Source organism: Acidimicrobiales bacterium (assembly GCA_035533095.1).
Lineage (GTDB): Bacteria > Actinomycetota > Acidimicrobiia > Acidimicrobiales > Palsa-688 > DATLUM01.
Genome location: DATLUM010000009.1, coordinates 18735 through 44227, shown reverse-complemented (window position 1 = coordinate 44227; position 25493 = coordinate 18735). Strand labels below are relative to the sequence as shown.

General features: G+C 68.5%; 15 protein-coding genes. 12 read left to right on the top strand and 3 right to left on the bottom strand.

The genetic code is table 11. The features are described from left to right. Nucleotides 1-4 precede the first annotated feature (4 nt). The 9 genes from gltB to VNF71_00905 all read left to right on the top strand — a co-directional run bounded on the left by gltB (nucleotide 5) and on the right by VNF71_00905 (nucleotide 15296). The gene (gltB, locus tag VNF71_00945; protein HVA73116.1) at nucleotides 5-4615 is read left to right on the top strand and encodes a glutamate synthase large subunit; all 4611 of its coding nucleotides are present in this window, start codon (nucleotides 5-7) and stop codon (nucleotides 4613-4615) included. Beyond that, nucleotides 4608-6074 (top strand): glutamate synthase subunit beta, encoded by a 1467-nt coding sequence (locus tag VNF71_00940; protein HVA73115.1) that lies wholly within the window; start codon nucleotides 4608-4610, stop codon nucleotides 6072-6074. Before gltB ends, VNF71_00940 begins: the two co-directional genes overlap by 8 nt. 180 nt (nucleotides 6075-6254) lie before the next feature. Then, nucleotides 6255-6734, top strand: coding sequence for a hypothetical protein (locus VNF71_00935; protein HVA73114.1), 480 nt, complete (start codon nucleotides 6255-6257; stop codon nucleotides 6732-6734). Between the two features lie 65 nt (nucleotides 6735-6799). Beyond that, nucleotides 6800-7285, top strand: a complete 486-nt coding sequence (locus VNF71_00930) for a hypothetical protein (protein ID HVA73113.1) — start codon at nucleotides 6800-6802, stop codon at nucleotides 7283-7285. A gap of 90 nt (nucleotides 7286-7375) precedes the next feature. Next, nucleotides 7376-8911, top strand: a complete 1536-nt coding sequence (locus VNF71_00925; protein ID HVA73112.1) for a diguanylate cyclase — start codon at nucleotides 7376-7378, stop codon at nucleotides 8909-8911. 119 nt (nucleotides 8912-9030) lie between these two features. Continuing rightward, the gene (locus VNF71_00920) at nucleotides 9031-11379 is read left to right on the top strand and encodes an HAD-IB family phosphatase (protein HVA73111.1); all 2349 of its coding nucleotides are present in this window, start codon (nucleotides 9031-9033) and stop codon (nucleotides 11377-11379) included. After that, complete coding sequence (locus VNF71_00915; GenBank protein ID HVA73110.1) at nucleotides 11376-12554, top strand: zinc-binding dehydrogenase; 1179 nt, start codon at nucleotides 11376-11378, stop codon at nucleotides 12552-12554. Before VNF71_00920 ends, VNF71_00915 begins: the two co-directional genes overlap by 4 nt. Before the next feature lie 13 nt (nucleotides 12555-12567). Next, nucleotides 12568-14157 (top strand): lactate racemase domain-containing protein, encoded by a 1590-nt coding sequence (locus VNF71_00910; GenBank protein ID HVA73109.1) that lies wholly within the window; start codon nucleotides 12568-12570, stop codon nucleotides 14155-14157. Further along, complete coding sequence (locus VNF71_00905; protein HVA73108.1) at nucleotides 14157-15296, top strand: lysophospholipid acyltransferase family protein; 1140 nt, start codon at nucleotides 14157-14159, stop codon at nucleotides 15294-15296. Before VNF71_00910 ends, VNF71_00905 begins: the two co-directional genes overlap by 1 nt. A gap of 403 nt (nucleotides 15297-15699) precedes the next feature. On the opposite strand, the gene VNF71_00900 is transcribed toward VNF71_00905, so the two are convergent. Together VNF71_00900 and VNF71_00895 are read right to left on the bottom strand one after the other, a co-directional pair. Further along, the gene (locus VNF71_00900) at nucleotides 15700-16356 is read right to left on the bottom strand and encodes a hypothetical protein (GenBank protein HVA73107.1); all 657 of its coding nucleotides are present in this window, start codon (nucleotides 16354-16356) and stop codon (nucleotides 15700-15702) included. A 68-nt stretch (nucleotides 16357-16424) separates the two neighbouring features. After that, entirely contained in the window at nucleotides 16425-17840 is a 1416-nt protein-coding gene (locus VNF71_00895; protein ID HVA73106.1) for an HAD-IB family hydrolase, read from the bottom strand. Nucleotides 17841-17932: 92 nt separating this feature from the next. On the opposite strand from VNF71_00895, the gene VNF71_00890 reads away from it, so the two are divergent. Then, entirely contained in the window at nucleotides 17933-18844 is a 912-nt protein-coding gene (locus VNF71_00890) for a LysR family transcriptional regulator (GenBank protein ID HVA73105.1), read from the top strand. 21 nt (nucleotides 18845-18865) lie between these two features. Here VNF71_00890 and acnA read toward each other — a convergent pair whose 3' ends face one another. Next, a complete protein-coding gene (acnA, locus tag VNF71_00885; protein ID HVA73104.1) occupies nucleotides 18866-21541 on the bottom strand; it encodes an aconitate hydratase AcnA in 2676 nt (891 codons plus the stop codon). 268 nt (nucleotides 21542-21809) lie between these two features. On the opposite strand from acnA, the gene VNF71_00880 reads away from it, so the two are divergent. Together VNF71_00880 and aspS are read left to right on the top strand one after the other, a co-directional pair. Beyond that, nucleotides 21810-23540, top strand: a complete 1731-nt coding sequence (locus VNF71_00880; GenBank protein HVA73103.1) for a hypothetical protein — start codon at nucleotides 21810-21812, stop codon at nucleotides 23538-23540. Between the two features lie 49 nt (nucleotides 23541-23589). Next, nucleotides 23590-25398, top strand: a complete 1809-nt coding sequence (gene aspS / locus VNF71_00875; protein HVA73102.1) for an aspartate--tRNA ligase — start codon at nucleotides 23590-23592, stop codon at nucleotides 25396-25398. Nucleotides 25399-25493 lie beyond the last annotated feature (95 nt).

The following is a 25493-nucleotide window of genomic DNA, read 5'->3' as shown; positions in this document are numbered from 1 at the left end:
CTTCGTGCCAGGACCAGTTACATCGATCCCCGGAAGGACGCAGATGGCGTTGCCGCCCTCTTCTAGTCGCCTGCACCCCAAAGGTCTCTACCGGCCCGAGTTCGAGCACGACGCGTGCGGCGTCGCGTTCGTCGTGGACATGCACGGCAGGCGAAGCCACGAAATCATTCGCAAGGGACTGGCCAGCCTGTGCCACCTCGAGCACCGGGGAGCCTCGGGAGCCGAGAGCAACACGGGTGACGGCGCCGGCATCCTGATCCAGGTTCCCGACGCCTTCTACCGGACGCAGGTCGGCTTCGAACTGCCCGAGGCGGGGGCGTACGCCACCGGGATCGCGTTCCTGCCGTCGGAGGCGGCCGAAGCCGAGCGGGCCGTGAGAGAAATCGGCAAGGTCGCCGCGTCCGAGGAGATGACCATCATCGGCTGGCGGGACGTCCCGATCGACGCGAGCGCGCTCGGCACCATCGCGCTGGAAGCGATGCCGTCGATGAAGCAGCTGTTCGTCGCTGCGGCCGGCGGTGCGACGGGACTCGACCTCGAACGACGGGCGTTCATCCTGCGCAAGCGGGTCGAGCACGAGGTCGAAGGCACCTACTTCCCGTCGTTGTCGGGGCGGACAATCGTCTACAAGGGGATGCTCACCGCCCCCCAGGTCGAGACCTTCTTCGTCGACTTGGAGGACGAGCGCCTCGACTCCGCCCTCGCGCTGGTCCATTCCCGCTTCTCGACGAACACCTTCCCGAGCTGGCCGCTCGCGCACCCGTACCGCTACCTCGCGCACAACGGCGAGATCAACACGCTGCAGGGCAACCGCAACTGGATGCGCGCCCGTGAGGCGCTCCTCGAGTCGGACCTGTTCCCCGGCGAACTGTCGCGGGCGTTCCCAATCGTCACGTCGGGTGCGAGCGACTCGGCGAGCTTCGACGAGGTGCTGGAGCTGCTGCACCTCGGCGGCCGGTCGCTTCCTCATGCCGTGCTGATGATGATCCCCGAAGCGTGGGAGAACCACCGCACTATGAGCCCGGCGCGCCGCGCGTTCTACCAATTCCATGCATCGGTCATGGAGCCGTGGGACGGGCCGGCGTCGATCGCGTTCACCGACGGCACCGTGATCGGCGCGGTGCTGGACCGCAACGGGCTTCGCCCCTCCCGTTACTGGGTTACCGACGACGGCCTCGTGGTCATGGCATCAGAAGTCGGGGTGCTGGACATCGAGCCGTCGAAGGTGGTGCAGAGGGGCCGGCTGCAACCGGGGCGGATGTTCCTCGTCGACACCTCCAAGGGGAGGATCGTCGCCGACGACGAGATCAAGGCGGCGCTCGCAGCAGAGCACCCCTACGGCGACTGGCTCGCCGAGAAGCAGATCCACTTCGACGACCTGGCTCTTCGCTTCACGCTGACGCCGCAGCATGCGTCGGTCGTGACACACCAGCGCCTGTTCGGCTACACGACGGAGGAGCTCAAGGTGCTCCTTGCGCCGATGGCCAAGACCGGGTACGAGCCGATCGGGTCGATGGGCACCGACACGCCCATAGCGGTTCTCTCGGACCGGCCGCGGGTCCTCTACGACTACTTCCAGCAACTGTTCGCGCAGGTCACCAACCCGCCGCTCGACGCCATCCGCGAGGAGTTGGTGACCTCCATCGGCAGCACGATCGGGCCGGAGCGCAACCTGCTGGCGCCGGAGCCCGACAGCTGCAACCAGATCGTGATGCCCCAGCCGATCCTCACCAATGAGGAGCTCGCGAAGCTGCTCTATATCAACGAGGACGGGACGCAGCCCGGGTGGAGGTCGTTTGCGATCGACGGCCTGTTCCCCGTCGGCTCGGAGTCACCGGGGGAGGCGATGAGGGAAGCGCTCGACGAAATCTGCGCCCGCGTGAGCGAGGCGATCGACGGCGGAGCGAAGGTGATCGTCCTGTCCGACAGGCACAGTTCGGCCGAGCTCGCGCCGATCCCGGCGCTTCTGCTGGTGAGCGCGGTGCATCACCATCTGATCCAGGAAAAGACACGCACCCGCGTGGGTCTCGTCGTCGAGACGGGAGAGGCCCGCGAGATCCACCACATGGCCCTCCTCCTGGGTTACGGGGCGGCAGCCATCAACCCCTACCTCGCGTTCGACTCGATCACCGAGCTGATCGGGGACGGGGTGCTGGCCGGCGTCACGCCGCGCCAGGCCGCGCGCAACTACGTGCGTGCCTGCGGCAAGGGCATCCTCAAGGTGATGTCCAAGATGGGCATCTCCACCGTCGCTTCCTACACCGGCGCGCAGGTATTCGAAGCGATCGGGCTGTCGCGTGAGCTCGTCGACCGCTACTTCACCGGGACTGTCAGCCGCATCGGCGGGATCGGGCTCGACGAGATCGCAAGGGAGGTTCTCGCGCGGCACGCCAAGGCGTGGCCGGACCGGCCGACGGAGCTCGCCCACCGCGACCTCGAGGTCGGAGGCGAGTACCAGTGGCGACGTGAAGGCGAGTACCACCTGTTCAACCCGACGACAGTCCACAAGCTGCAGCACTCGACCCGCACGCAGCGCTACGACATCTTCAAGCAGTACACCAAGGCCGTCGACGACCAGGCCGCCCATCTCGGGACTCTGCGCGGGCTGTTCCGCGTGAAGTCGGCCGAGGAGCTGGGCCGGACCCCCGTCCCGATCGACGAGGTCGAGCCCGTCTCGTCGATCGTGTCGCGCTTCAACACCGGCGCCATGTCCTACGGGTCCATCTCTGCCGAAGCCCACGAGACGCTCGCCATCGCGATGAACAGGATCGGAGGACGCTCGAACACCGGCGAGGGCGGCGAGGACGCCGACCGCTTCACGCCCGACCCGAACGGGGATCTTCGCAGGAGCGCCATCAAGCAGGTGGCGTCGGGCCGCTTCGGCGTCACCAGCGAGTACCTGGTCAACTCCGACGACATCCAGATCAAGATGGCCCAGGGAGCCAAGCCGGGCGAGGGCGGCCAGCTTCCCGGGCACAAGGTGTACCCGTGGATCGCCCGGACCCGTTACTCGACGCCAGGCGTCGGCCTCATCTCTCCCCCGCCGCACCACGACATCTATTCCATCGAGGACCTGGCGCAGCTGATCTTCGACCTGAAGAACGCCAACGACGCCGCCCGCATCCACGTCAAGCTCGTCGCCGAGGTCGGGGTCGGTACCGTCGCCGCGGGCGTGTCGAAGGCGCACGCCGACGTGGTGCTCATCTCCGGTCACGACGGGGGCACGGGCGCGTCTCCCCTGACCTCGATCAAGCACGCCGGCGCTCCCTGGGAACTCGGTCTCGCCGAGACCCAGCAGACTCTCATGCTCAACAAGCTGCGCGACCGCATCGTCGTGCAGGTGGACGGTCAGCTGAAGACCGGGCGGGACGTAGTGATCGCCGCGCTGCTCGGCGCCGAGGAGTACGGGTTCGCAACCGCTCCGCTGGTCGTGAGCGGTTGCATCATGATGCGCGTCTGCCATCTCGACACGTGCCCCGTCGGTATTGCGACCCAGAACCCGGAGCTGCGCAAGCGCTTCACCGGCCGCCCCGAGTTCGTCGTGACCTTCTTCGAATACATCGCCGAGGAGGTGAGGGAACTCCTCGCCTCGACGGGCTTCCGTTCGCTCGACGAGGTCATCGGGCACCCGGAGCTGATCGACATCGAACAGGCGGTCGACCACTGGAAGGCTCGCGGCCTGGACCTGTCGCCGATACTCGAGGTGCCGGCGGTCGATCCGAATGCCGCCCGCCACTGCGTGAGCTCGCAGGACCACGGTCTCGACCGGGTCCTCGACCGCGAGCTGATCGAGGCGTGCCGGCCGGCGCTCGACGACGCCCGGCCAGTCGTGTTGAAAATGCCGATCCGCAACGTGAACCGCACCACCGGCACCTTGCTCGGCGCGGAGATCTCGCGCCGCTACGGCGGCGCTGGCCTCCCTGACGGAACGATCGATCTCTCCTTCACAGGATCGGCGGGCCAGAGCTTCGGGGCGTTCGTGCCCAGAGGCGTCACCCTGCGACTGGAAGGCGACGCCAACGACTACCTGGGCAAGGGCCTCTCGGGCGGGCGCCTGGTGGTCCGGCCGTCGCCGAAAGCGCCGCCAGGCTTCGTGGCCGAGGAGCAGATCATCGCCGGCAACGTGATCCTGTACGGCGCGACTGCCGGCGAGGCGTTCATCCGCGGTGTCGTCGGCGAGCGCTTCTGCGTACGCAACTCGGGAGCGACCGCGGTGGTCGAGGGGGTCGGCGACCACGGCTGCGAGTACATGACCGGAGGCAGGGTGGTCGTGCTCGGACCGACCGGCAGGAACTTCGGCGCGGGCATGTCCGGAGGCGTCGCCTTCGTGTGGGATCCCCGCGGTGCGTTCGGAGCGAACGTCAACGGCGAGATGGTCGACCTCGAGGACTGCGACGACGAGGATGTCGAGTGGCTCGCCGACGTCCTGCGACGCCACGTGGACGAAACCGGCTCGGCCGTCGGCGCCCGGGTACTGGCGGGCTGGCCGCGGACGGCTTCGGAGTTCGTAAAGGTGATGCCCCGCGACTACAAGCGGGTGCTCGACGCAATGCGCGCCGCGCGGGAGTCGGGAGTACCCGTCGACGACGCAGTGATGGCGGCCGCTCATGGGTAAGCCCACCGGTTTCCTCGAAGCGGGAAGGGAACTCCCCCAGCGGCGGCCCGTACCCGTGCGTCTGCGCGACTGGAAGGAGGTGTACGAGCCGTTCCCGACGGAGCGCCTGCAGACCCAGGCGAGCCGCTGCATGGACTGCGGCATACCGTTCTGCAACGACGGCTGCCCGCTCGGCAACCTCATCCCCGACTGGAACGACCTCGTCTACCGCGACCAGTGGCGCTCGGCCATCGAGAGACTCCACGCCACGAACAACTTCCCCGAATTCACCGGACGGCTCTGCCCGGCGCCCTGCGAAGCGGCTTGCGTGCTGGGGATCAACTCCGATCCGGTGACGATCAAACAGGTCGAGGTGACCATCATCGACCGGGCCTGGGACGAGGGCTGGGTCCAGCCGGTCGTGCCCGAGAAGCAGACGGGCAAACGGGTGGCGGTGATCGGCTCCGGGCCGGCGGGTCTGGCCGCCGCGCAGCAGCTCACGAGGGCCGGCCACTCAGTAACCGTGTACGAGCGCGACGACCGCCCAGGCGGCTTGCTTCGCTACGGGATCCCCGAGTTCAAGATGGAGAAGCGGTTCCTCGACCGCCGGCTCGAGCAGATGGAGGCGGAAGGAACCGCTTTCGTGACCGGCGTATCCGTAGGTCCGGAGACAGGACCGGGTTGTGTGTCGGCCGCGGACGTCCGGTCGTTGCACGACACGGTCGTCATTGCTGTCGGAGCCACCGTGCCGCGCGATCTGCAGATCCCCGGTCGCGAGCTTCGCGGCGTCCACCACGCGATGGAATACCTCCCGCCGGCGAACCGCGCAGTCAACGCGCCTGACCCGGCGTCCGCCACTCCGATCACCGCCACGGGCAAGCGGGTCGTGATCATCGGCGGCGGCGACACGGGGGCGGACTGCCTCGGCACGGCGCACCGCCAGGGCGCCAAGTCGATCCACCAGTTCGAGATCATGCCCCGCCCTCCCGACCTGCGCGACCCATCCACGCCCTGGCCGACCTGGCCGCTGATCTTCCGCACCTCGTCCGCACACGAGGAGGGCGGCGAGAGGGTGTTCGCGGTCAACACGCTCGAGTTCATCGACGACGGCTCGGGGGCGATCCGCGGGTTGCGCGCATGCGAGGTCGAGATGTCGGAGGTCGACGGGCGGCCTCGTTTCGACCCGATCGAGGGCACCGAGTTCGAGCTGGAGTGCGAACTGGTGCTGCTGGCGCTCGGATTCGCGGGTCCGGAGCCGGCGCTCGCGTCAGCGTTCGGAGCGTCGACGACGTCACGGGGGACCATCGCACGGTCGCCGTCTTACGAGACCGACGTCCCTGGTGTGTTCGTGTGCGGCGACGCCGGCAGAGGTCAGAGCCTGATCGTCTGGGCGATCGCCGAGGGCCGCTCCGCAGCCGCGGCGGTGGACCGTTTCCTCGCCGGCGCCACCCTCCTGCCGGCGCCGCTGCCCCAGGCGTAGAGCGGTTCGCTCGACTGGGTGGCCGCGCCCAGCCGCGCTTTTTGCGGGACGGATCCGTTTTGCGGGACGGATCCGTCATCAGACGACGGCTCTGTCCCGCAAAAAAAAGGGCGGATAGGCCGAGTGAGGCGATGCTGCGAACCTTCTTTGGAGCGCTGGGCGCAGCGGTAGCCTGGCGGGGTGGACGAGACGGGTACCGGCAACGGAGACAACGGCGACTCCGGCGACCCGCTGGACCCGCCGGACCCGCTGGAGCCGCTGGAGCCGCTGGACCCGCTGGACGAGTTGGGCGGCGAAGACGAGTTCTACGAGTTCCCCGCCGACGAGGAGGACGGCGAACCGCACACGGCTCTTCCCAGCAAGGTCGAGGCCTGGCGCCGGCGAAGCGCAACCGGCGCGATCCTGACCGGGTTCGCCCTCGGGCTGCAACAGGTCTTCGAACCCAAGAGGGACGAGCCGAGCGTGGTCATGGAGACCTCCGGAGAGCCGCCGCAGGATCTGCCCGTCGAAGCGGACTTCGAATACGGGCGCCCCAAGCAGAGCGTGGTCAATGTCCGGCCATGGCTGCTGCCGGGCAACTCCGGTGACCACCGGACCAAACCTCCCGGCGTTGAACGCCAGCCCGGCGACGGGCACAGCGGCAGCGAGGAGCAGGCTTGAGCGACGGCAGCAGCTCCACGGCGACCAACGGGGCGGGCACCTCGCCACAGGCGAAGCCGAGCACCATGCAGGGCAACGAGTTCCTCTACGGCCACGTCGTGGCCGCCATCCTCATCGCGGTCGCGATCGCGAACTTCTTGATCCGCCACGGAACCGGCGCTCCAACCCACCCCCAAACGACACTCCAGATCATTGGGCTGATCGCGGCGGTTGCCTTGCTGCCGATACTAAGAACGCGCAACCGCTTCATTGCACCATTCGCGGCTGTCATCGCGGCATTTTTCGTGACTTTTCCGCGTGGACCCAATTCGGTGCAATCGATGCACGTCATAGCGATCGTCTTCCCGCTGGTGTACGCGCTGCTCTTGACGCAACGACAGCGAAAAGCCGCAATCGCGCAGGCCAAGGCGGGCGGATCCACAAGACCTCCCGCGCGATCCGCGCGCCGGAAGCGGTCGAAAAAGGATGAAGACGACAGCTCGAATCGCCCCAAGGCGCCCACACCGAATCGCCGCTACACCCCCCCAAAGGCGAAGCGCGCAAAGCGGTAAGACCATCGCCCACAGTGGTTTGCCGGCGTTGTATGGTTGAGCTGCGGAGAGCTTGAGGGGCAAAAGACCCCGATGACGAAAGGGGACCAAGTGCGCGTCGCGTCCGCACCGGCCAGGCCGGGCGGTGAACCAGCGATCGATGGTGGCGGGATCACTGTCGTCGCCGACGCGCGGATCCGTTCGTCCTCGGCAGAGACGAAGCCGCGACTGTGGTACCTCGCGCTTTTCGTGATCCTGCTCGTCCCGGCTGCCGCCATCGCCAGAAACTTCACCTCCCACGCGGGCCAGTCGATCTGGACGCCCACCCTCGGCATCGTGTTCGGAGTCCTCTTCCTGTACGGGCTGCGGTCGGCCCCGATCCTCATCGCCGCGCTGCTCGCGCTCACCGCATCGCCGCTCGGCCACAGCGGCGCCGCTTGGCCATTGGTCCTCGAGGTGGTTGCGGCGGTGATCACCGGCTACGGCTTCGCCGCGGTGACTGCGCGCAAGTTGCGCATCAGACCCTCGTTGCGCAGGTTGTCAGACGCGGTCCTATTGGCAGTCTGCATCGCCGGCGGAACGGCATTGGCGGTCATCTTCGCCCTGCCGCTCGCTGAAGCGACGGGCTACCTGCACTACAACAACTTCGGGAGCGCCTTCGCCGAGACCTTCGCCTCGAGCGCCGCCAGCGCTCTCGCCACGGCTCCGCTCGTCATCCTCGGCGGATGGTGGCTCCGGGAACGCACGGGACGAAGCGACCGTGCGAGCACCGGCACTTCGCGCTGGCTGGTTCCCTTGGCCGAGTACCTCGCGCAGGCCGGCGCCTTCACGGGTCTCGCAATCCTTGCCTTCGCGCAGGGTGGCCGGACGTATTACCCGATGTTGATACCCATCGGGTGGCTCGCGCTCCGACGCGGCATCGCCGGAACCTCGATTGGCGTCGCCGTCGCCACGACCGCGGTGACCGTGGCCGCCCACGTCGAGTCGCTCTCTCCTGGAAAGGTCGAATACCTGGAGGTCTTCATCGCCGTCCTCGCCCTGTGCGGGCTTGTGCTGGGCGCGGCGCAGACAGAACGCATGGACGCCCAGAGGGACGTCGTGGAGAGCAAGCGCGCGCTGGCAGAGAGCGAAGCTCAACTGCGCGTCGCGTACGACCGGCTCAAGGACCAGGCGAACCGCGATCCGCTCACCCGCCTTCCACTGCGGTCGATGTTCGTCGACCGCCTGGTGCAAGCTCAGGCGCGAGCCGTGCGAAGCGGCCGGCACATCGCGGTCCTGTTCCTCGACCTGAACGGCTTCAAGTCGATCAACGACGAGTACGACCATTCCGTCGGTGACCGCGCGATCGTGGTCGTCGCCGACCGCATACGCGGAGCGGTGCGGCCTTCCGACACCCCGGCCCGGCCGTACACGGGCGGAGACGAGTTCCTCGTGCTCTGCGAGGATCTCCCCTCCGCAGAGGAAGCCCACGCCATCGCCGCCCGCATCCGCGAGGCCATCGCCGAGCCGATCACGATTCCGGATATAGGGACATTCCACGTCACGGCGAGCCTCGGGGTGTGCTTCGCGGGGCCGTACGACGATCCCGAGGCGGTAGTGAGCCAGGCGGACCGGGCGATGTTCAGCGCCAAACGGAGCATCGCCTGAGCCCGAAGGGCACTCATCGCGTCACCAACTGGGAGTCTCGGCGGTCACAGACTCGATGACCGCACTCGCTGAGAGCCCATAGCCCGGGATGCCAGACTCCCAGATGGTAGACACACAGGATGCTGCGTGAGGCCCTCGCCGGCCGGCGGATAGCCATCACCGGCGCTACTGGGTTCCTGGGCACCGCCCTGGCCGAGAGGCTTCTTCGCGCAGTTCCGGAGTGCGAGGTGGCGCTGCTCGTGCGTCCCGGACGTCGGGGTGCGTCCGACCGGGTGCGGCGCGAGATCCTGCGCAACAACTGCTTCGACCGGCTGCGCTCCGAGCTCGGTGACCGCTTCGACACGGAGATGGAACGTCGCGTCCACGTGATGGCAGGTGACGTCGGAGTGGACGGCCTCGGTCTCGACGACGCCGGGCGTGACGTGCTGCGCTCGTGCCAGACCGTGATCCATTCAGCCGCGACCGTGAGCTTCGACTCCCCTCTCGACGCCGCCGTCGAGATCAACCTTCTCGGCCCGGTGCGCGTCGCCTCAACGCTCAACGAGCTGCATCCGGGCGGCGGTGAGCTTCCCCACCTCATCGCCGTGTCGACCGCTTACGTCGCCGGAAGCCGCCGCGGGCCAGCGCCCGAAGCGACTCTCCCGGACACACCCTGGTCCGCGGAGGTCGCGTGGAGACCGGAGGTCGATGCAGCACGGCGGGCGAGGGCCGACGCGGACAGCGAAAGCCGCGACCCCAAGATGCTCGCGAGCTTCAAGAGGCGAGCGCGCGGCGAGCTCGGAGCGGCCGGTAGCCCGCTGCTGGCGGGAAAGGCCGAGAGGCTACGCGAGGAATGGGTCAAGGACCGCATGGTCGAGTTCGGCAAGGCGCGTGCACAGGGTCTCGGCTGGCCAGACGCCTACGCCTACACGAAGTCGTTGGGCGAACGGGCGCTGCTCGACACGCGAGGCGCGCTGCCGGTGACCATCGTGCGCCCCTCGATCATCGAGTCGTCGCTCGCCGAACCGGTACCGGGGTGGATCCGGGGGTTCCGCATGGCGGACCCGGTGATCATCTCGTACGCGAAGGGACTGCTCAAGGAGTTCCCCGGGGTGCCCGAGGGCATCATCGACGTGATCCCCGTCGATCTCGTCGTCGCTTCGATCGTGGCGGTCGCAGCGAGAGGTCCGCTCGACGAGCCGGACGTGTTCCACTCCGCGTCGGGCGCGCGCAACCCATTGCGCTACCGCCAACTGGTCGACCTCGTGCGGACCTGGTTCCTCGAGAACCCGCTCGCCGACAGCCAGGACCAGCCCATCATGGTGCCCGAGTGGTCGTTTCCCGGCCGCCGGCGGGTGCAGCACCAGCTCGAGCGCGCCACGCAGGTGCTCGACCGCGCTGAGCGCACCCTCCAGGCGCTGCCCCTGCGGGGCAGGCAGGCGGAGCTGAGCGCGCGGCTGGAAGAGCGGAGAGAGGAGGCGGAACGCGCGCTCTCCTATGTAGAGCTGTACGGGGCGTACACCGAGACCGAGGCGATCTTCTCGGTTGACCGGCTGCTCGACCTGTACGCAAGCCTGCCCGCTGACGACCGCGAGGAGTTCTGCTTCGACCCGGCCGTCATCGACTGGCCGCACTTCTGTCGCGACGTCTACCTCCCCTCGGTCGTGGCGCACGCCCGCGTCCGCCAGGCACCCAAACAGGGAACGGCGACCAGAGCGAAGACCGGCAAGGGGTCGACCGGCATGACCCGCGAGGAGCGCGGGCGAAAGGCGGTGCTCTCCCCCGAGCGGCAGCTCGCGGTGTTCGACCTGGAGAACACTCTCATCGCGTCCAACGTTGTCGACTCGTACTCGTGGCTCGCAACCCGCCACCAAGACGACGCGGACCGCGCCCGGTTCGTGATCAAGACACTGCGGGAGGCGCCGAAGCTGCTGGCGCTGGACCGTACCGACCGCGGGGATTTCCTCCGCTACTTCTACCGACGCTACGAGGGCGCCCCAGTCGACCGCCTCCAACGCGACGGGTGGGAGCTCTTCAGCGACCTGATCCTCACGAAGTCCTTCCCGGCCGGCATCCGGCGGGTGCGCGAGCACCGCGCGCTCGGTCACAAGACGCTCCTGATCACAGGTGCGCTCGACGTCGTAATCGAACCGCTCCGGCCTCTCTTCGACGAGGTGGTCTGCGCAAGCCTCGGCAGGAGGAACGGGCGCTTCACGGGTGAGCTTCTCGAAGCCCCGCCGACCGGCGAGGCGCGGGCGCTGATAATGGCCGACTACGCGCAAGCCAACAGCCTCGACCTCGAGGAGAGCGTCGCGTACGCCGACTCCGCGAGCGACCTTCCGATGCTCGAGGCGGCCGGACATCCCGTCGCGGTGAACCCCGAGACGAAGCTGGCGGCCATCGCCCGCAAGCGCGGTTGGCACGTCGAGCATTGGCCGAAGGCTCCGCAAGGCCCGCGACCGCTCCTGCCCATCGGGCCACGCGCATGAAAGCGCTGCAGATGGAACGCTCGGTCGCGCGTTTCGCCGCCGCTCGTGCTGTCTCGGAGTGGCGCTCAGGCGGTGGTGGACGTGTCGGCCCGCTGCGGCTGGTCGACACGGAGACGCCCGAGCTGCCGGGCACAGGCTGGGAGGTGGTTCGGCCGCGGTTGTCTGGGATATGCGGGAGCGATCTGGCGACGGTGGACGGTCGTTCGTCGCGGTGGTTCGAGCCGATCGTGAGCTTTCCGTTCGTGCCCGGCCACGAGATCGTCGCCGACACGGAGGACGGCCGGCGGGTGGTCGTCGAACCGGTGCTGCACTGCGCGATACGCGCGATAGAGCCCCGCTGCGCCCAGTGCGCGGCGGGCCGGACGAATCACTGCGAGCGCCTCACCACCGGGCACCTGAGCCCGGGCCTGCAGAGCGGGTACTGCGCCGACACGGGCGGGGGCTGGTCCCTAGCGATGGTCGCCCACACGTTGCAGCTGCACGACGTCCCGGTTGACTGGTCCGACCAGGCGGCCGTGATGGTGGAGCCGGTCGCCTGCGCGGTACACGGTGCGCTCAGTGCCCCCGCCGGCGACGAGACGACCGCTGTGGTGATCGGTGCCGGAACTCTCGGCCTGGCGACCATCGCCGCCGTGCGCCGGTTGCGTCCCGACATCGTGTCGTTGATCTCGGTCGCGAAGCACCCCGAGCAACGCCGGCTCGCATCGGAGCTCGGGGCCGCGACCGTCGTCGAGCCCGACGCGCTCAGACGTGCGGTACGGAGGTCCACCGGCGGATGGCTGCTCGACAACGGACAACTCACCGCGGGCGCACCTGTCGTGTTCGACTGCGTCGGAAGCGCGCAGTCTTTGTCCGAATCCTTGGCGGTCGTCGCGCCCGGCGGGACCGTTGTGATGATCGGCATGCCCGGGCACGTCGACGTAGACCTCACAGGGCTCTGGCAGCGCGAAGTCCGCCTTGTCGGCGCCTACGCGTACGGGCCCGAGCCTGCCGCCGGCGGGCGCCACAGCTTCGATCTCTCCATGGAGCTGGTCGACGCGGCGGGTCTCGAGCGGCTCGTAACCGCCACCTACCCCCTCGACCGCTACAGCGACGCCATCGAGCACGCAGCCGCCGCCGGACGGCGTGGCGCCGTCAAGGTCGCGTTCGACATGCGTGACGAGAAGAGAAGATAGGTTTCCCAAGCCCATGCCCCGCCCCGGATTCGTACTCGAAGTCGACAGGTCCACCCCGCCGATCCTCACCTGGCACGGGGAGGGCTTCCGCCTGGAGCGCCTGCCCGCTGGGCGCTCCCGCGTCATCTACGCGCCCGAGCCTCTCGAGCCGCTCGAAGATCCCGACGACGCGATCCGCGACGCCCTGTTGAACCCCCTCGGCGATTCGCAACCGCTGCCGTCACTGCTCTTCCCCGGCATGAAGCTGACGATCGCCTTCGACGACATCTCCCTCCCGCTCCCTCCCATGCGCCGCCCCGACAACAGGCAGCGCGTCATCGAAGCGGTGCTCGACATGGCCGCGCATGCCGGCGTCGACGACGTGGTCCTGATCTGCGCGCTCGCGCTTCACCGGCGCATGACCGAAGCCGAGTTGCGCCACGCCATCGGCGACCGCGTCTACGACGCCTTCGCGCCGCACGGTCTGTTGTTGCAGCACGACGCCGAGGACCCCGACGCGATGGTGCACCTCGGCCAGACCGACCACGGCGAGGACGTCGAGATCAACAGGCGGGCTGCCGAATCCGACCTGCTCGTCTACGTCAACATCAACCTGGTTGCCATGGACGGGGGCCACAAGAGCGTGGCGACTGGTCTCGCCAGCTACCGCAGCCTCCGCCATCACCACAACGTGAAGACGATGCGACACAGCCGGTCGTTTATGGACCAGGAGAAATCCGAGCTTCACTCCTCCAACTGGCGGATGGGCCGGCTGATCGCGGCCGCCGGCGTGAAGGTGTTCCAGATCGAGACGACCCTCAACAACGACACCTTCCCTTCCCAGATGGCCTTCCTGCAAAAGCGAGAGTGGGAGTGGTCGGCCCGGGACAGGGGGCTCTATCTGGCGACGGAGAGATCGCTCGCGATGACTCCGCCCCGTGCCGCCCGGTCGATCTTCCAGTCGATCAAGGCACCACATCAGATGACCGGGGTGAACGCCGGCGAGGTCGAAGCAGTGCACCGCGCGACCACGGAGATGGTGTACCGCCAGCAGTTGGTGCACGTCGAAGGTCAGACCGACATCGCGGTATTCGGCCTGCCTCACCTGTGCCCTTACAACGTCAACTCGATCATGAACCCGATCCTCGTGACGTGCATGGGACTCGGGTACCTCTTCAACCTGTACCGGGGGCAACCCGTCGTGCGCAAGGGCGGTGTCGCGATCCTCTCGCACCCGACGCCGTGGGCCTTCCACCCGGTGCACCACCCGTCGTACATCGACTTCTTCGAAGAGGTCCTCGCGGACACGACCGATCCGGTCGAGATCGAGAAGAACTACGAGGAGCGCTACGCCACAGACGAGTGGTACCGACACCTCTACAGGACCAGCCACGCCTACCACGGGGTGCACCCCTTCTACATGTGGTACTGGGGCGCGCACGCGCTGGAGCACCTCGGGCGTGTGATCATCGTGGGCGGCGAGCCGCGCTCCGTGCGCCGGCTCGGGTTCTCGCCGGCGTCGACTCTCACCGACGCACTCGAGATGGCGAGCGACGTGGTCGGCCGTGACGCCACGATCACCCACCTGCACTGCCCGCCGATCATGCTCGCGGACGTCCACTAATGGCTTCGTCGGGAAGCCGGCGCAGCGGTGCGGCAGGTCGCGGCGGTGTGGCCGGTCGCGGGCTGTCCGGATCGGTCGAGCCGCTGCGGCGGCTGCCCGTCACACCCGAGTCGCTGAGAGCGTTGCGGTCGCGTGTGCGCCTGCCCCGGGCGTCGTCGCTGGCGTTCCCGTTCACCGCGCCTTCCTGGCCGGGGGGAATCGACCGGCCGCCAGTCGAGAAGAACCTGGGGATGGACTATGACAGCGAATGGGCGCGTCGTTATCCGGCGCGATTCGCTCGAGTCCTGGTGCAGGAACTCGTGTCCCGCCCACTCGTCCAGGCGGTCGCCTCGCCGACCGTGGACGGACTGGACCGGATCTCCCATCTCGACGAACCGGTCATCTTCGCGGCGAACCACGTCAGCCATGTCGACGCCCCGCTGATCCTGTCGGTGATCCCCGAACGGTGGCGGCACCGGATGTTCGTGGCGGGCGCCGCCGACTACTTCTTCGACACGCGGGTGAAGGCGACCGTGTTCGCCTTCTTGTTGAACGCGGTCCCGATCGAACGCCAGCGGGCCAGCCGCGAATCGGTCAATCGGGTGGCGTCGCTGCTCGCCGAGGGTTGGAGCCTGCTGATCTTCCCCGAGGGCGGGCGCAGCCCGGACGGGTGGGCACAGCCGCACAGCGCCGGAGCGGCGTGGCTCGGCGCGCGGACCGGGCGGCCGGTAGTGCCGGTCTACGTCTCGGGGACCAGGGACATCCTCCCGAAGGGCGGAAACGTGATCCGGCCGGGACGGACGATCGTGACGTTCGGTCGTCCCTTGCAGGCGCGGGAAGACAGAGGTACTTCCGCGGAGGCCCGCGCGCTGGCCGAACGGCTGGAGCGTGCCGTCGCCGCACTGGCCGACGAGCAGACGACCGACTGGTGGACTGCACGCCGGCGGGCGGCGTCGAACACCACGCCGGCTCTCACCGGCCCCGAGGCGGGGGCGTGGCGGCGGACATGGGCCCTGGGGCGCGGGGCGGGGCGCGACGGCGGGCGTGGGACGGGGCGTGGTGGCGGGCGTGGGACGGGGCTCTCGGGGCTCTCGGGGCTCTCGGGGCTCTCCGGGCGCCGGCGCGGGGGCTCGGGCACCGAGCGCTGGCCGGCGGACTAGGTCGGCGAGCGGCGGACTAGGTCGGCGAGCGGCGGGCGGCGGGCGGCGAACGGCGGGCGGCGAACTGGTGCAGGGTCAGGCCGGGCCCCGGACCAGCGAGGCTGGCCGGCCGGCGGTGGCTCGGGGGAACCTGGCGGGACCTGGCGGGACCTGGCGGGACCTGGCGGGACCCGGCGTGCGGTTCGGTTCCTCAAGAGGACAGAGTTCGGCGCCGGCCACACAAATGGGCCGTCCAGGTCGCGTTGCCTGTCCACTTGCCCCGCTTGGGACGCGCCCTAAAGGGACAGGGTTGCCGGCTGGCAAGCCCTAACGGCTGCGTTCTGTGTCCGCCGGCGGCCCAGGGGCCGGCTTTTCGGGGCGATCGGCGGGTCCCGTCAGGTCCCGGCAGGCCCGTCAGGGCCCGTCAGCGCGCTCCGGCGGATTCCTGGTGCTCGCGGTTCGCCCACCAAGCGGCAGCCGCCGCCAAAACCAGAGTCCCGAGATAACCGAGCAGCGCGGCCAGCGCCGCCAGGATCCCGTGGCCGAAGTTGGCGAGCTCGACCACAGCGCTCATCGCCGCCGACGCCACGGCGGCCGAGCCGGCGAGGACCAGGGCCATAGCGAGCGGGGCACGTAGCGGGCCGAGCCGCGCCGGCGGCAACTCGAAACGGCGGCCCGCCGAGAACAAGGCCACCGCCACGATCGCTCCGAGCACCCAGACGAACGAGCCCGGGGCGAAGATCCGCAAGACCCGCTCCTGGGCCGTGAGGTGATGCCCGTGCTCGAACGCGGCGACCACCGAAGCCACCCAGTAGGCAGCCAGCGCTACCAGGACGCCGGCGGAGGCCAGCATCCACGGCGACTCCTCCCGGAGGTGCGCGGCTGCCGACTGCCACGTCGCTCCGGCCATTGGCAAACGGGTGGCGAGGCCGCTGTCTCGTCCGGCTGGCGAGCCGGCGCCGCCGGCACCGGCGCCGCCGGCGGTTCCGTCGGATGCCGGCGGAGGGGGCGGCGGTTCGGCCAACCAGTGGGCGGCCTCCTCTTCCGCTTCGATCCCGGTGGTCGTCTCGATGTCGGCCATGGGTTGCTCGACCTCCGTTGGTCGGTGCGTGGGCGTCACGGGGTGCCTCGGGGCGGCCCTGTCTGTCTCTACCCGGTTCCGCTCTTCGAGCCTCGCCGGCCCGGCGGATACGTGCGAGCCAGCTCGTCCTCGGTGGGAATCCGGCGGAGCCTTGCCTCAGGCGGGAGCAGCTCGGTGATCGCTTCCATGATCCGTTGGGTGTCAGCTCGGAAATCCGTGCCGGTGAGCCCGGTGACCGGGGGGCCGACCCTCACCCTGACCGTCGGTGGGCGCAGGATGTTGGCGACGTTCGGGAGTCTCGCGGAGCGGGGCCAGACGTGCTCGGTCCCCCACACGCCGAGAGGTATGACCGGGGCTCCCGTCGCCGCGGCCAGGCGCGACACCCCCGTCTTCCCCTTCAGCTCCGGATCGAAGAACGACTCCCCTCTCGGGATGGTCCCCTGCGGCGCGACGATCAGGACCTCGCCGCCTCGCAACGCCTGCTCCGCCGCCTCGTAGGCCTCGCGGCCGGAGCGCTTCCGGTCGACGCAGATCGCGCCGGACGCTTTCATGAGCTCGCCGATGATCGGAGCGTCGAACAACTCCTTTTTGGCGAGTCCCCTGGGATTGCGGCCAGCCTTGAAGACGGCCATCGCATACGCGGCGGTGTCGAAGTAACTGCGATGGTTCGCGGCCACGATCACGCCACCGCGGGCGGGTATGTGATCGGTGCCGGCGATGTCGAAGCGTGCGAACGGGAGGGCGACCTGCTGCAACGCGGTACGCACGACGTCGAGCGGCTCCGCCCCCAGGATCTTCGGCACGCCCGCAGGGCTGTCCAGGTGGACCACCGGCCAGCGGGCGACGGTCGCCGCCGCGTGGAGCCGGTAGTCAGGGTTGACGGCCGTCGGGTGCCCTACGGCCAGCAGCAACGGCAGGTCGTAGAAGCTGTCGGAGTAGCCGTAGCTCTCGCGCAGGTCCACGCCCTCGGCGGATGCCCAACTCCTGACCGCCCTGAGCTTGCCGCCGGCCCATACGAACCCGCCGTCGAAGTTGCCGGTGAAGCGGGCGACTCCATCGGAGTCGGGTCGCGACTCGTAGCGGGTCGCCACTATGGCGTCGAAACCCAACCGCTTGGCGAACGGCTCTATCAACTGGAAGGGAGTCGTGGTGGCGAGCACGAGAACCCGGCCGGCCGAACGATGCGACTCGATGAGTCCGGGCACGTACGGCAGCACCATGCCCTCGAGGTTCTCGGCAGCCTCCTCCGCGGCTTCGGCGACCTCGGCGACCGACCACCCCCGCGCGGCGAGCGCCGCGGCCCTGGCCATCGCCATAGACGGGAGCGTCTCGCCGAACACGTCGTAGAACCGCATGAACAGCGCCTGCCCCGGGACCGACGAGCGTCCTACCAGCCCCTTGGAGAACAGGGCGAGATTGATCGCTGGCGTGCTGGAGGTCCTGAGGAGCGTGCGGTCGAGGTCGAAGATCGCGGCCGTCCTCATGCGAGACGACGCTACCCCCCGCCGGCGCCAGATGGGGCCAAATCGGGACGCTCTCACCAAGAGTTCATCTGGCTGTGCTATCTCTGTAAGCGATGGACCTGCGCCAACTCCAAGCGCTGATAGCGATAGCGGACCACGGGAGCTTCTCGGCTGCAGCGTCCTCCCTGCACACGGTCCAGTCGAACGTCTCCAGCCACGTGGCCCGCCTCGAGCGCGAGCTCGGAGTCCAGCTCGTCGACCGCCAGAGCGGACTGGTCACCGAGGAAGGCGCGGCGGTCGTCGAGCGGGGTCGCAGGGCTCTGTCGGAGATCGAGGCCGCGGTGTCGGACGTCGCAGCGCTACGCGACGAGGTGACGGGCACCGTGCGCATAGGAATGATCGGAACAACCGCCCGTTGGCTCGCACCCCTGCTCCTCGAGGCGGCATCGCAACGACATCCGAAGGTCCGCCTCGTCGTCGGGGACGGGACCTCGGCGACCCTCGAGCCACACCTGGCGTCGGGCTCGCTCGACGCGGCGATAGTGAACCTGCCGCAAGGAAGCCCTGAGCTCGTCGAACACCCCCTGTTCGACGAGGACCTGATACTCGTGTTGCCGAAAGATCACCCGCTCGCCAGCGGACCCAGCGTGCACCTGAACGATCTCGACGGGTTCGAGCTCCTGCTCCCCGCCCCCGGTACGGCGTTCCGTCTCGAGATAGACCAGGCGTGCCGCGACGCCGGCGTGACCCTGATTCCCCGCGCGGAGCTCGACGGGGTGCGGCTGATGGCATCGCTCGCCGTCAAGGGTCTTGGTCCGGCGATCCTGCCCGCAACCGGTGCTACCGAGGGGGTGATGAAGCTCGCCAGGGTCACCATCACCGGGCTACCGAGGCGCAAGGTCGGCATGGTGCTGCGCCGGCGCGGGCGGGCGAGCGCGCCGGCGAAGGCGACGCTCGAGGTGCTCGAGTGGGTGGTCAAGGAGAACCTCGACCCGGCGATGGGGCTCCACCCGCCGGCGCCGTAGTTGTCGGGGCCGGCCGGCCGGTCAGGCTCCGTGTAGTTGGCGCAGAACGTACTGGAGGATGCCGCCGTGGCGGTAGTACTCGGCCTCCTTGGGTGTGTCGATCCGCAGCCGGACGTCGAACTGCTTGCCGGCGGCCGAAACCGACAGCTGGCGCGGCAGCGGTGCACCGTCGGCCAGGCCCTCGAGGCCGGTGACGTCGAACACCTCCTCGCCGGTCAGGCCCAACGACTCGACGTTGTCCCCCTCGGCGAACTGCAACGGCAGGATCCCCATGCCGACGAGGTTCGAACGGTGGATGCGCTCGAAGCTTTCCGCAAGGACCGCCCGCACTCCGAGCAGCGCGGTCCCCTTCGCCGCCCAGTCGCGCGACGAACCCGAGCCGTACTCCTTGCCGGCGAGGATCACCAGCGGAACCCCGTCCGCCTCGTAACGCTTCGCTGCGTCGTAGATGGACATGGTCTCGCCGCTCGGAAGCAGACGGGTGACGCCGCCCTCGGTACCGGGGGCTAGGCGGTTGCGCAGCCGGATGTTGGCGAACGTGCCCCGGATCATCACCTCGTGGTTGCCGCGGCGCGAGCCGTAGGAGTTGAAGTCCGAGGGATCCACTCCCCCGTCGACCAGCCAGCTGCCGGCTGGTCCGTCGCGGCGGATGTTCCCCGCCGGCGAGATGTGGTCGGTGGTGATGCTGTCGCCGAGCACCGCGAGCACGCGCGCGCCGTGCACGTCGGACAGGGGCGCGGGCGTGAGGCCCATGCCCTCGAAGTACGGCGGCTGGCGGACATAGGTGGACGTCGAGTCCCACGCGTACGCGTCGCCAGAGGGGATGTCGAGGTTCTGCCAACGATCGTCGCCTTCGAAGACCGACTCGTACGACCCGCTGAACATCTTCGACTCGATGGAGGACTCGACCACCGACGCGACCTCCGACGCGGAGGGCCAGATGTCGCGCAGGTACACGGGCTTGCCGTCGGGGTCGGTCCCCAACGGATCGCGCACGAGGTCGAAGTCCATCGAACCTACGAGCGCGTACGCGACGACCAGCGGAGGGGACGCGAGGTAGTTCATCCTCACGTCGGGGCTGATGCGTCCTTCGAAGTTGCGGTTGCCGGACAGAACGGAAACCACGGCGAGGTCTCCGTCCGCCACCGCTTTCGATATCTCCGGAAGCAGCGGTCCGCTGTTGCCGATGCAGGTTGTGCAGCCGTAGCCGACCAGGTCGAATCCGAGCTTGTCGAGGTAGGGAACGAGGCCGGCTCGTTGGTAGTAGTCCATGACGACTTTCGACCCGGGTGCGAGCGTTGTCTTCACCCACGGTTTGGACGAAAGCCCCTTCTCCACGGCCTTCTTCGCGAGCAACCCGGCTGCGATCATCACGGAAGGGTTGGACGTGTTCGTGCACGACGTGATCGCCGCGATGACGACGCGGCCGTGGTCCAGCTCGAAGCTCGTCCCATCCGAAAGCGTGACCGGAACCGGGTTCGATGGTGGCGCGCCGGCGCCCTCTTTTCCCAGAACTTTCGAGACGGACGACCGATAACCGCTCTTCGCTTCGTCGAGACGCACCCGATCCTGCGGCCGCGCCGGCCCGGCGAGCGAGGGCACAATGGTCGACAGATCCAGGGTCAGCTTCTCGGAGTATTCCGGCTCGTGCGACGGGTCGTGCCAGAGGCCCTGCTCCTTCGCGTACGCCTCGACGAGCGCGATGCGCTCCGGCGAACGACCGGTCATCTCCATGTAGCGCAGCGTCTCCGCGTCGATCGGGAAGATCGCGCAGGTCGAGCCGTACTCCGGCGACATGTTGCCGATCGTCGCCCGGTTCGCGAGCGGGACGGCCGAAACGCCGTCTCCGTAGAACTCGACGAACTTCCCGACCACGCCGTGCTTGCGCAGTATCTGGGTCACCGTCAGCACGAGGTCGGTCGCGGTGGACCCCTCGGGAAGGGCGCCGGTGAGCTGGAAGCCGACCACGCGAGGGATGAGCATCGACACCGGTTGGCCGAGCATCGCCGCCTCTGCCTCGATGCCGCCGACACCCCAGCCAAGAACGCCGAGGCCGTTGATCATCGTGGTGTGCGAGTCGGTTCCCAGCAGCGTGTCCGGGTACGCCTGCCCGTCGTCGGTCGAGAACACCACGCGGGCGAGGTACTCGAGGTTGACCTGATGGCAGATGCCGGTGTTCGGCGGAACCACCTTCAGCGTGTCGAACGCGCCCTGCCCCCAGCGGAGGAACCGGTAACGCTCTTCGTTGCGGTGGAACTCGAGCTCGGCGTTTCGCTTGAACGCGTCGGGTGTGCCGTAGTAGTCGGCGATGATCGAGTGGTCGATGACGAGCTCGGCGGGGATGAGCGGGTTGACCTTCGACGGGTCGCCGCCGAGCTGGACCATGGCGTCGCGCATCGCGGCCAGGTCGACCACGGCGGGCACGCCGGTGAAGTCCTGCATGAGGATCCGGGCGGGCGCGAAGGCGATCTCGGTGTCGGGCTCGGCCTGGGAGTCCCAGTTCGCCAGCGCCTCTACGTCCCTCGGGTGGACGGTGAGGGCGTCTTCGTGGCGGAGCATGTTTTCGAGGAGGATCTTCAGCGAGTACGGGAGCCTGGCGGCCCGGTCCAGCGCGTCGAGGCGGAAGATCTCGTAGCTGCGCCCGCCGACGGAGAGTTCGGCCCGTGCCCCGAAGCTGTTGTTGCTCTTGCTCGCCATGCGCGACTCCTGTGATGTGACTGTTACGGCCCAGTCTGGCGCAGCGGGCGTTCAGAGGGAAAAAGACCGGCCCGGTCGCGAGCCTTCCGTTTTCGTCCGTTTCGAGAGAATTCTTTAGGTAAAGGTGAAGAATTTCCGGAATGTATAGCCCGTTTAGCTCAGCTTTCGTTGCCCTCGTATAGCCCTGTCAGCTACATTTTTGCGCTCAAGAGGCATAGTCAGCCGTCCGAAAAGGGGCGGCCTCAGGGGCGAAGCTGGGGAGGCTTACGTGAGGAACCCATTGATCAAGGCGACCGCTGGCGGCTTCGCTGCGGCCATCGTTGCTGCGGCCGTCGTCATACCGCCTGCGTCGGCGAGCTCGAGCGCCGCGGTGCCGTTCAGCCAGGCGAACTTCAGCGGATACGCCACCGGTACCGAACTGCACCTCGGCACCACCGCCCTCAACTCACTGGACCAGATCACCGGGGGCAACCTCAGCCCGATCACCGGGCTGAGCATCAACAGCCTCGACCAAGGTTTCTCCGCGGCGTCCACCAACACCGCCGGCCTGACCACGCCCTTGACGTCCGAGCTGCAGACCGTCATCCAGCCTGCGCAGGCGGCCACGACGAAGGCATTCGACGAGGGAGCGGGACTCCAGCTCAACCTCGGGGGCACGACCGGCGCGACGCTCAACAATCTCGCCAACACCGTGCTCGCCGCCGCGAAGCAGGCGATCCCCGCGCCGGCGATCGCGCTCGCCCCGCCGAACATCCCCGGCGTCACCAATCAATCGGCGCTCAGCCTCGATCCGATCGCCAACGCGTCGTCGCTGCTTGGGCAGGCGCAGGCCAACTTCCCGACCGCATCGTGCCCGACGAGCGACATCTCCTACGGCCTCGGCAACCTCACCGCGGCGAACATCCTGACCGGGCTGCCGACGTTGACATCCAGCGGCGTCAACAGCGCGCCGCTCATCAGCACCGCCGGCGACGGCACTTCCGTGTTCTTGTCTAAGTCGCTGACCTCGCTAGTACCCAACGGTGACGGGACCTACGGCATCCAGACGCAGGCGTCGGACATCATCGCTCCGATCACGTTCAACCTGCTCGGCCTGGCGACGTTGGAGATCTCGGTCCAGAGCGCGGGTGGCGTCAACGATCCTGTGACGCTCACCGCCACGACGAGCGGCGAGCCCAGCGTCCCGGCCACCGTCAAGATGTCCACCGACGACATCCTCACCGTCAAACTCACCGCCGCCGGCCAGTCGACCCCGGCCATCGACGAGCAGGTGCCGCTGTCGTCGGTCGCCAGCAACGGCAAGCAGATCCCGCTGTCGATCAGCGGTATCTCCGCTCTGCTCTCCCAGCTGACGCTGCCGCAGCTGACCACGTTCCTCGAGAACACCCTCAACTCGCTGCCGAGCGGTTCCACCCTGAGCAGCGCTCTGAACCAGGTGCTCGGCGTGCTGCAGCCCGTGGTGAGCCCGGTGGAGTCGGCCCTGAACACCGTGACGCCGACGCTGCAGCAGATCATCAGCACCCTCAACGGTGTCATCAACCTGAACCTCGGGGAGATCGACATCGAGACCGTGCCCCACGCCATCGGGGGAGCGTTCGGCTCGTCGCCTGCGACGACCGGCGGGACGGCCGCATCGGGGGCCTTCCAACTGCTCAACATCAAGCTCGGTCTGACGAACAGCTCGATCAACATCCCCCAGCAGGTCGTCAACCAGGTCAACATCCCGCTGACCAGCATCCAGCTCCCGGATATCGCGCTGGCCAACCCGGCTGTCGGCGTGCTCGAGGCGAACTCGAACCAGCAGCAGCCGATCTCGTGCGCGACTGTTCAGGCCCAGAACAACCCGACCCTGCCTACCCCGACGACCGTGCCGCCGAAGCTCCCCTTCACCGGTGGCCCGGGTGGTCTGTGGCAGCCCGTGGTCGGCGTCGGCACCCTCGGCCTGGGCGGCTTCTCGCTGGCCCTCGTCCGCCGGCTCCGCAGGCGCTCCGCGGCATAGGTCCTGAGTCGGGTCCTCCTGCAGGGAGGCATTAGCCTGCCTCCCTGACATGGAGGACACCCGACCGCTGGCCGTGAACAACTACAGAGACGTGAGATGCGGGGCGCTGCGCGCCGGCGATGCCGGGCGCAGCGTTCTGCTTTCCGGGTGGGTCGCGGCAAAGCGCGACCACGGCGGGCTGCTGTTCATCGACCTGCGCGACGCGGGAGGCGTCGAGGCGGGCGGGGTCGTTCAGCTCGTCGCGCACCCCGATTCTCCGGCGTTCGAGATGCTGACGTCGTTGCGCCTGGAAAGCGTCGTGAGCGTCCGCGGCTCGGTGGTGCATCGGCCCGCCGAGACGGTGAACCCCAAGCTCGCGACCGGCGAGGTCGAGGTGACGGTGCAGTCGGTCGACATACTTTCGTCGGCGGACGTGCTGCCGTTCCCGGTCGAGCGCGACACCGACGTGGGTGAGGAGGCGCGGCTTCGTTACCGCTATTTGGACATGCGCAGGGGCCCGCTGGTCGAACGGCTGGCGGCGCGAGCGCGCCTGGCGACCGTCGTCCGGGAACATCTGTCGTCACGGGGCTTCCTCGAGGTGCAGACGCCGATCCTCACCGCGTCCTCGCCTGAAGGGGCGCGCGACTTCCTGGTGCCGAGCCGGCTGTACCCCGGCGAGTTCTACGCGCTCCCCCAGGCCCCCCAGCAGTTCAAGCAGCTGCTGATGGTCGGAGGCGTCGAGCGCTACTTCCAGATCGCCCCGTGCTTCCGCGACGAGGCGAGCCGTGCGGATCGCAGCCCCGGCGAGTTCTACCAGATCGACCTCGAGATGGCCTTCGCGACCCAGGAGGACGTGTTCGAGGAAGTCGAGCTGCTGATGAACCGGGTGGTGGAGGAATGCTCGACGAAGAAGGCGGTGGGGTCGTTTGCGAGGCTGGCATTCGCTGACGTGGTGGCGAGGTACGGGACGGACAAGCCGGACCTGCGGTTCGGCTTGGAGATAGAGGACGTGAGCGCGGCGCTGGGCGGCCGCACCGAACTACCGATCTTCGCCGAGGCGCCGTCTGCCGGGCGTTCGATCAGAGCGCTGCGCGCGCCTGGGGGCGCTTCGCGTCCGCGCAAGTGGTTCGACGAGTTCGCGGATTCCGCACGTAAGGCCGGCGCCATCGGCGCGTGGCTGCAACTGGACCCCGACGGCCGTCGAGGATCGCTGTCCAAGAAGCTGACCGACGAAGAGGCCGAGGTTCTGTCGTCGGCGGTGGAGGCCGAGGCAGGAGACGCCGTGCTGGTGGTCGTAGGGCCGGCCGACGCGGCATCTTCGGTCCTCGGTGAGCGGCGCAGCGCCTTGGGCCGGGAGCTCGGACTGGGAGACCCCGACGCGCTGTCTTTTTGCTGGGTGGTGGACTTCCCCATGTTCGAACCGGACGCGGACAACGGTGGGTGGCAGTTCTCGCACAACCCGTTCTCGATGCCGCAGGGCGGCCTCGAGGCGCTGCGGTCCTCCGATCCCGGCGACGTGCTGGCATTCCAATACGACCTCGTGTGCAACGGCGTCGAGCTGTCGTCGGGCGCCGTCCGCAACCACCTTCCCGAGGTGATGGAGGCGGCGTTCGAGATAGCGGGGTACGGTCCCGAGCGGGTGAGGGAGTCGTTTCCGGCGTTGTGGAACGCCTTCCACTACGGTCCGCCGCCCCACGCCGGTATCGCCCCCGGCTTCGACCGGCTGCTGATGCTGCTGGAGGATCAGGCGAACCTGCGCGAGGTGATCGCGTTTCCTTTGAATCAGGGGGCCAGGGACCTCCTCATGGGCGCGCCGAGCGAGGTCCTGCCCTCGCAGCTCGCCGAGTTGCACCTTCGGGTCGTGCCGCCGGCGGATTAGGGGGCGGGGCGCCGGCGCCGGCGCCGGCGGGTTAGAGGGCGGGGCGGCGCCGGCGGGTTTTAGAGGGCGGGGCGCCGGCGCCGGCGGGTTTTTGC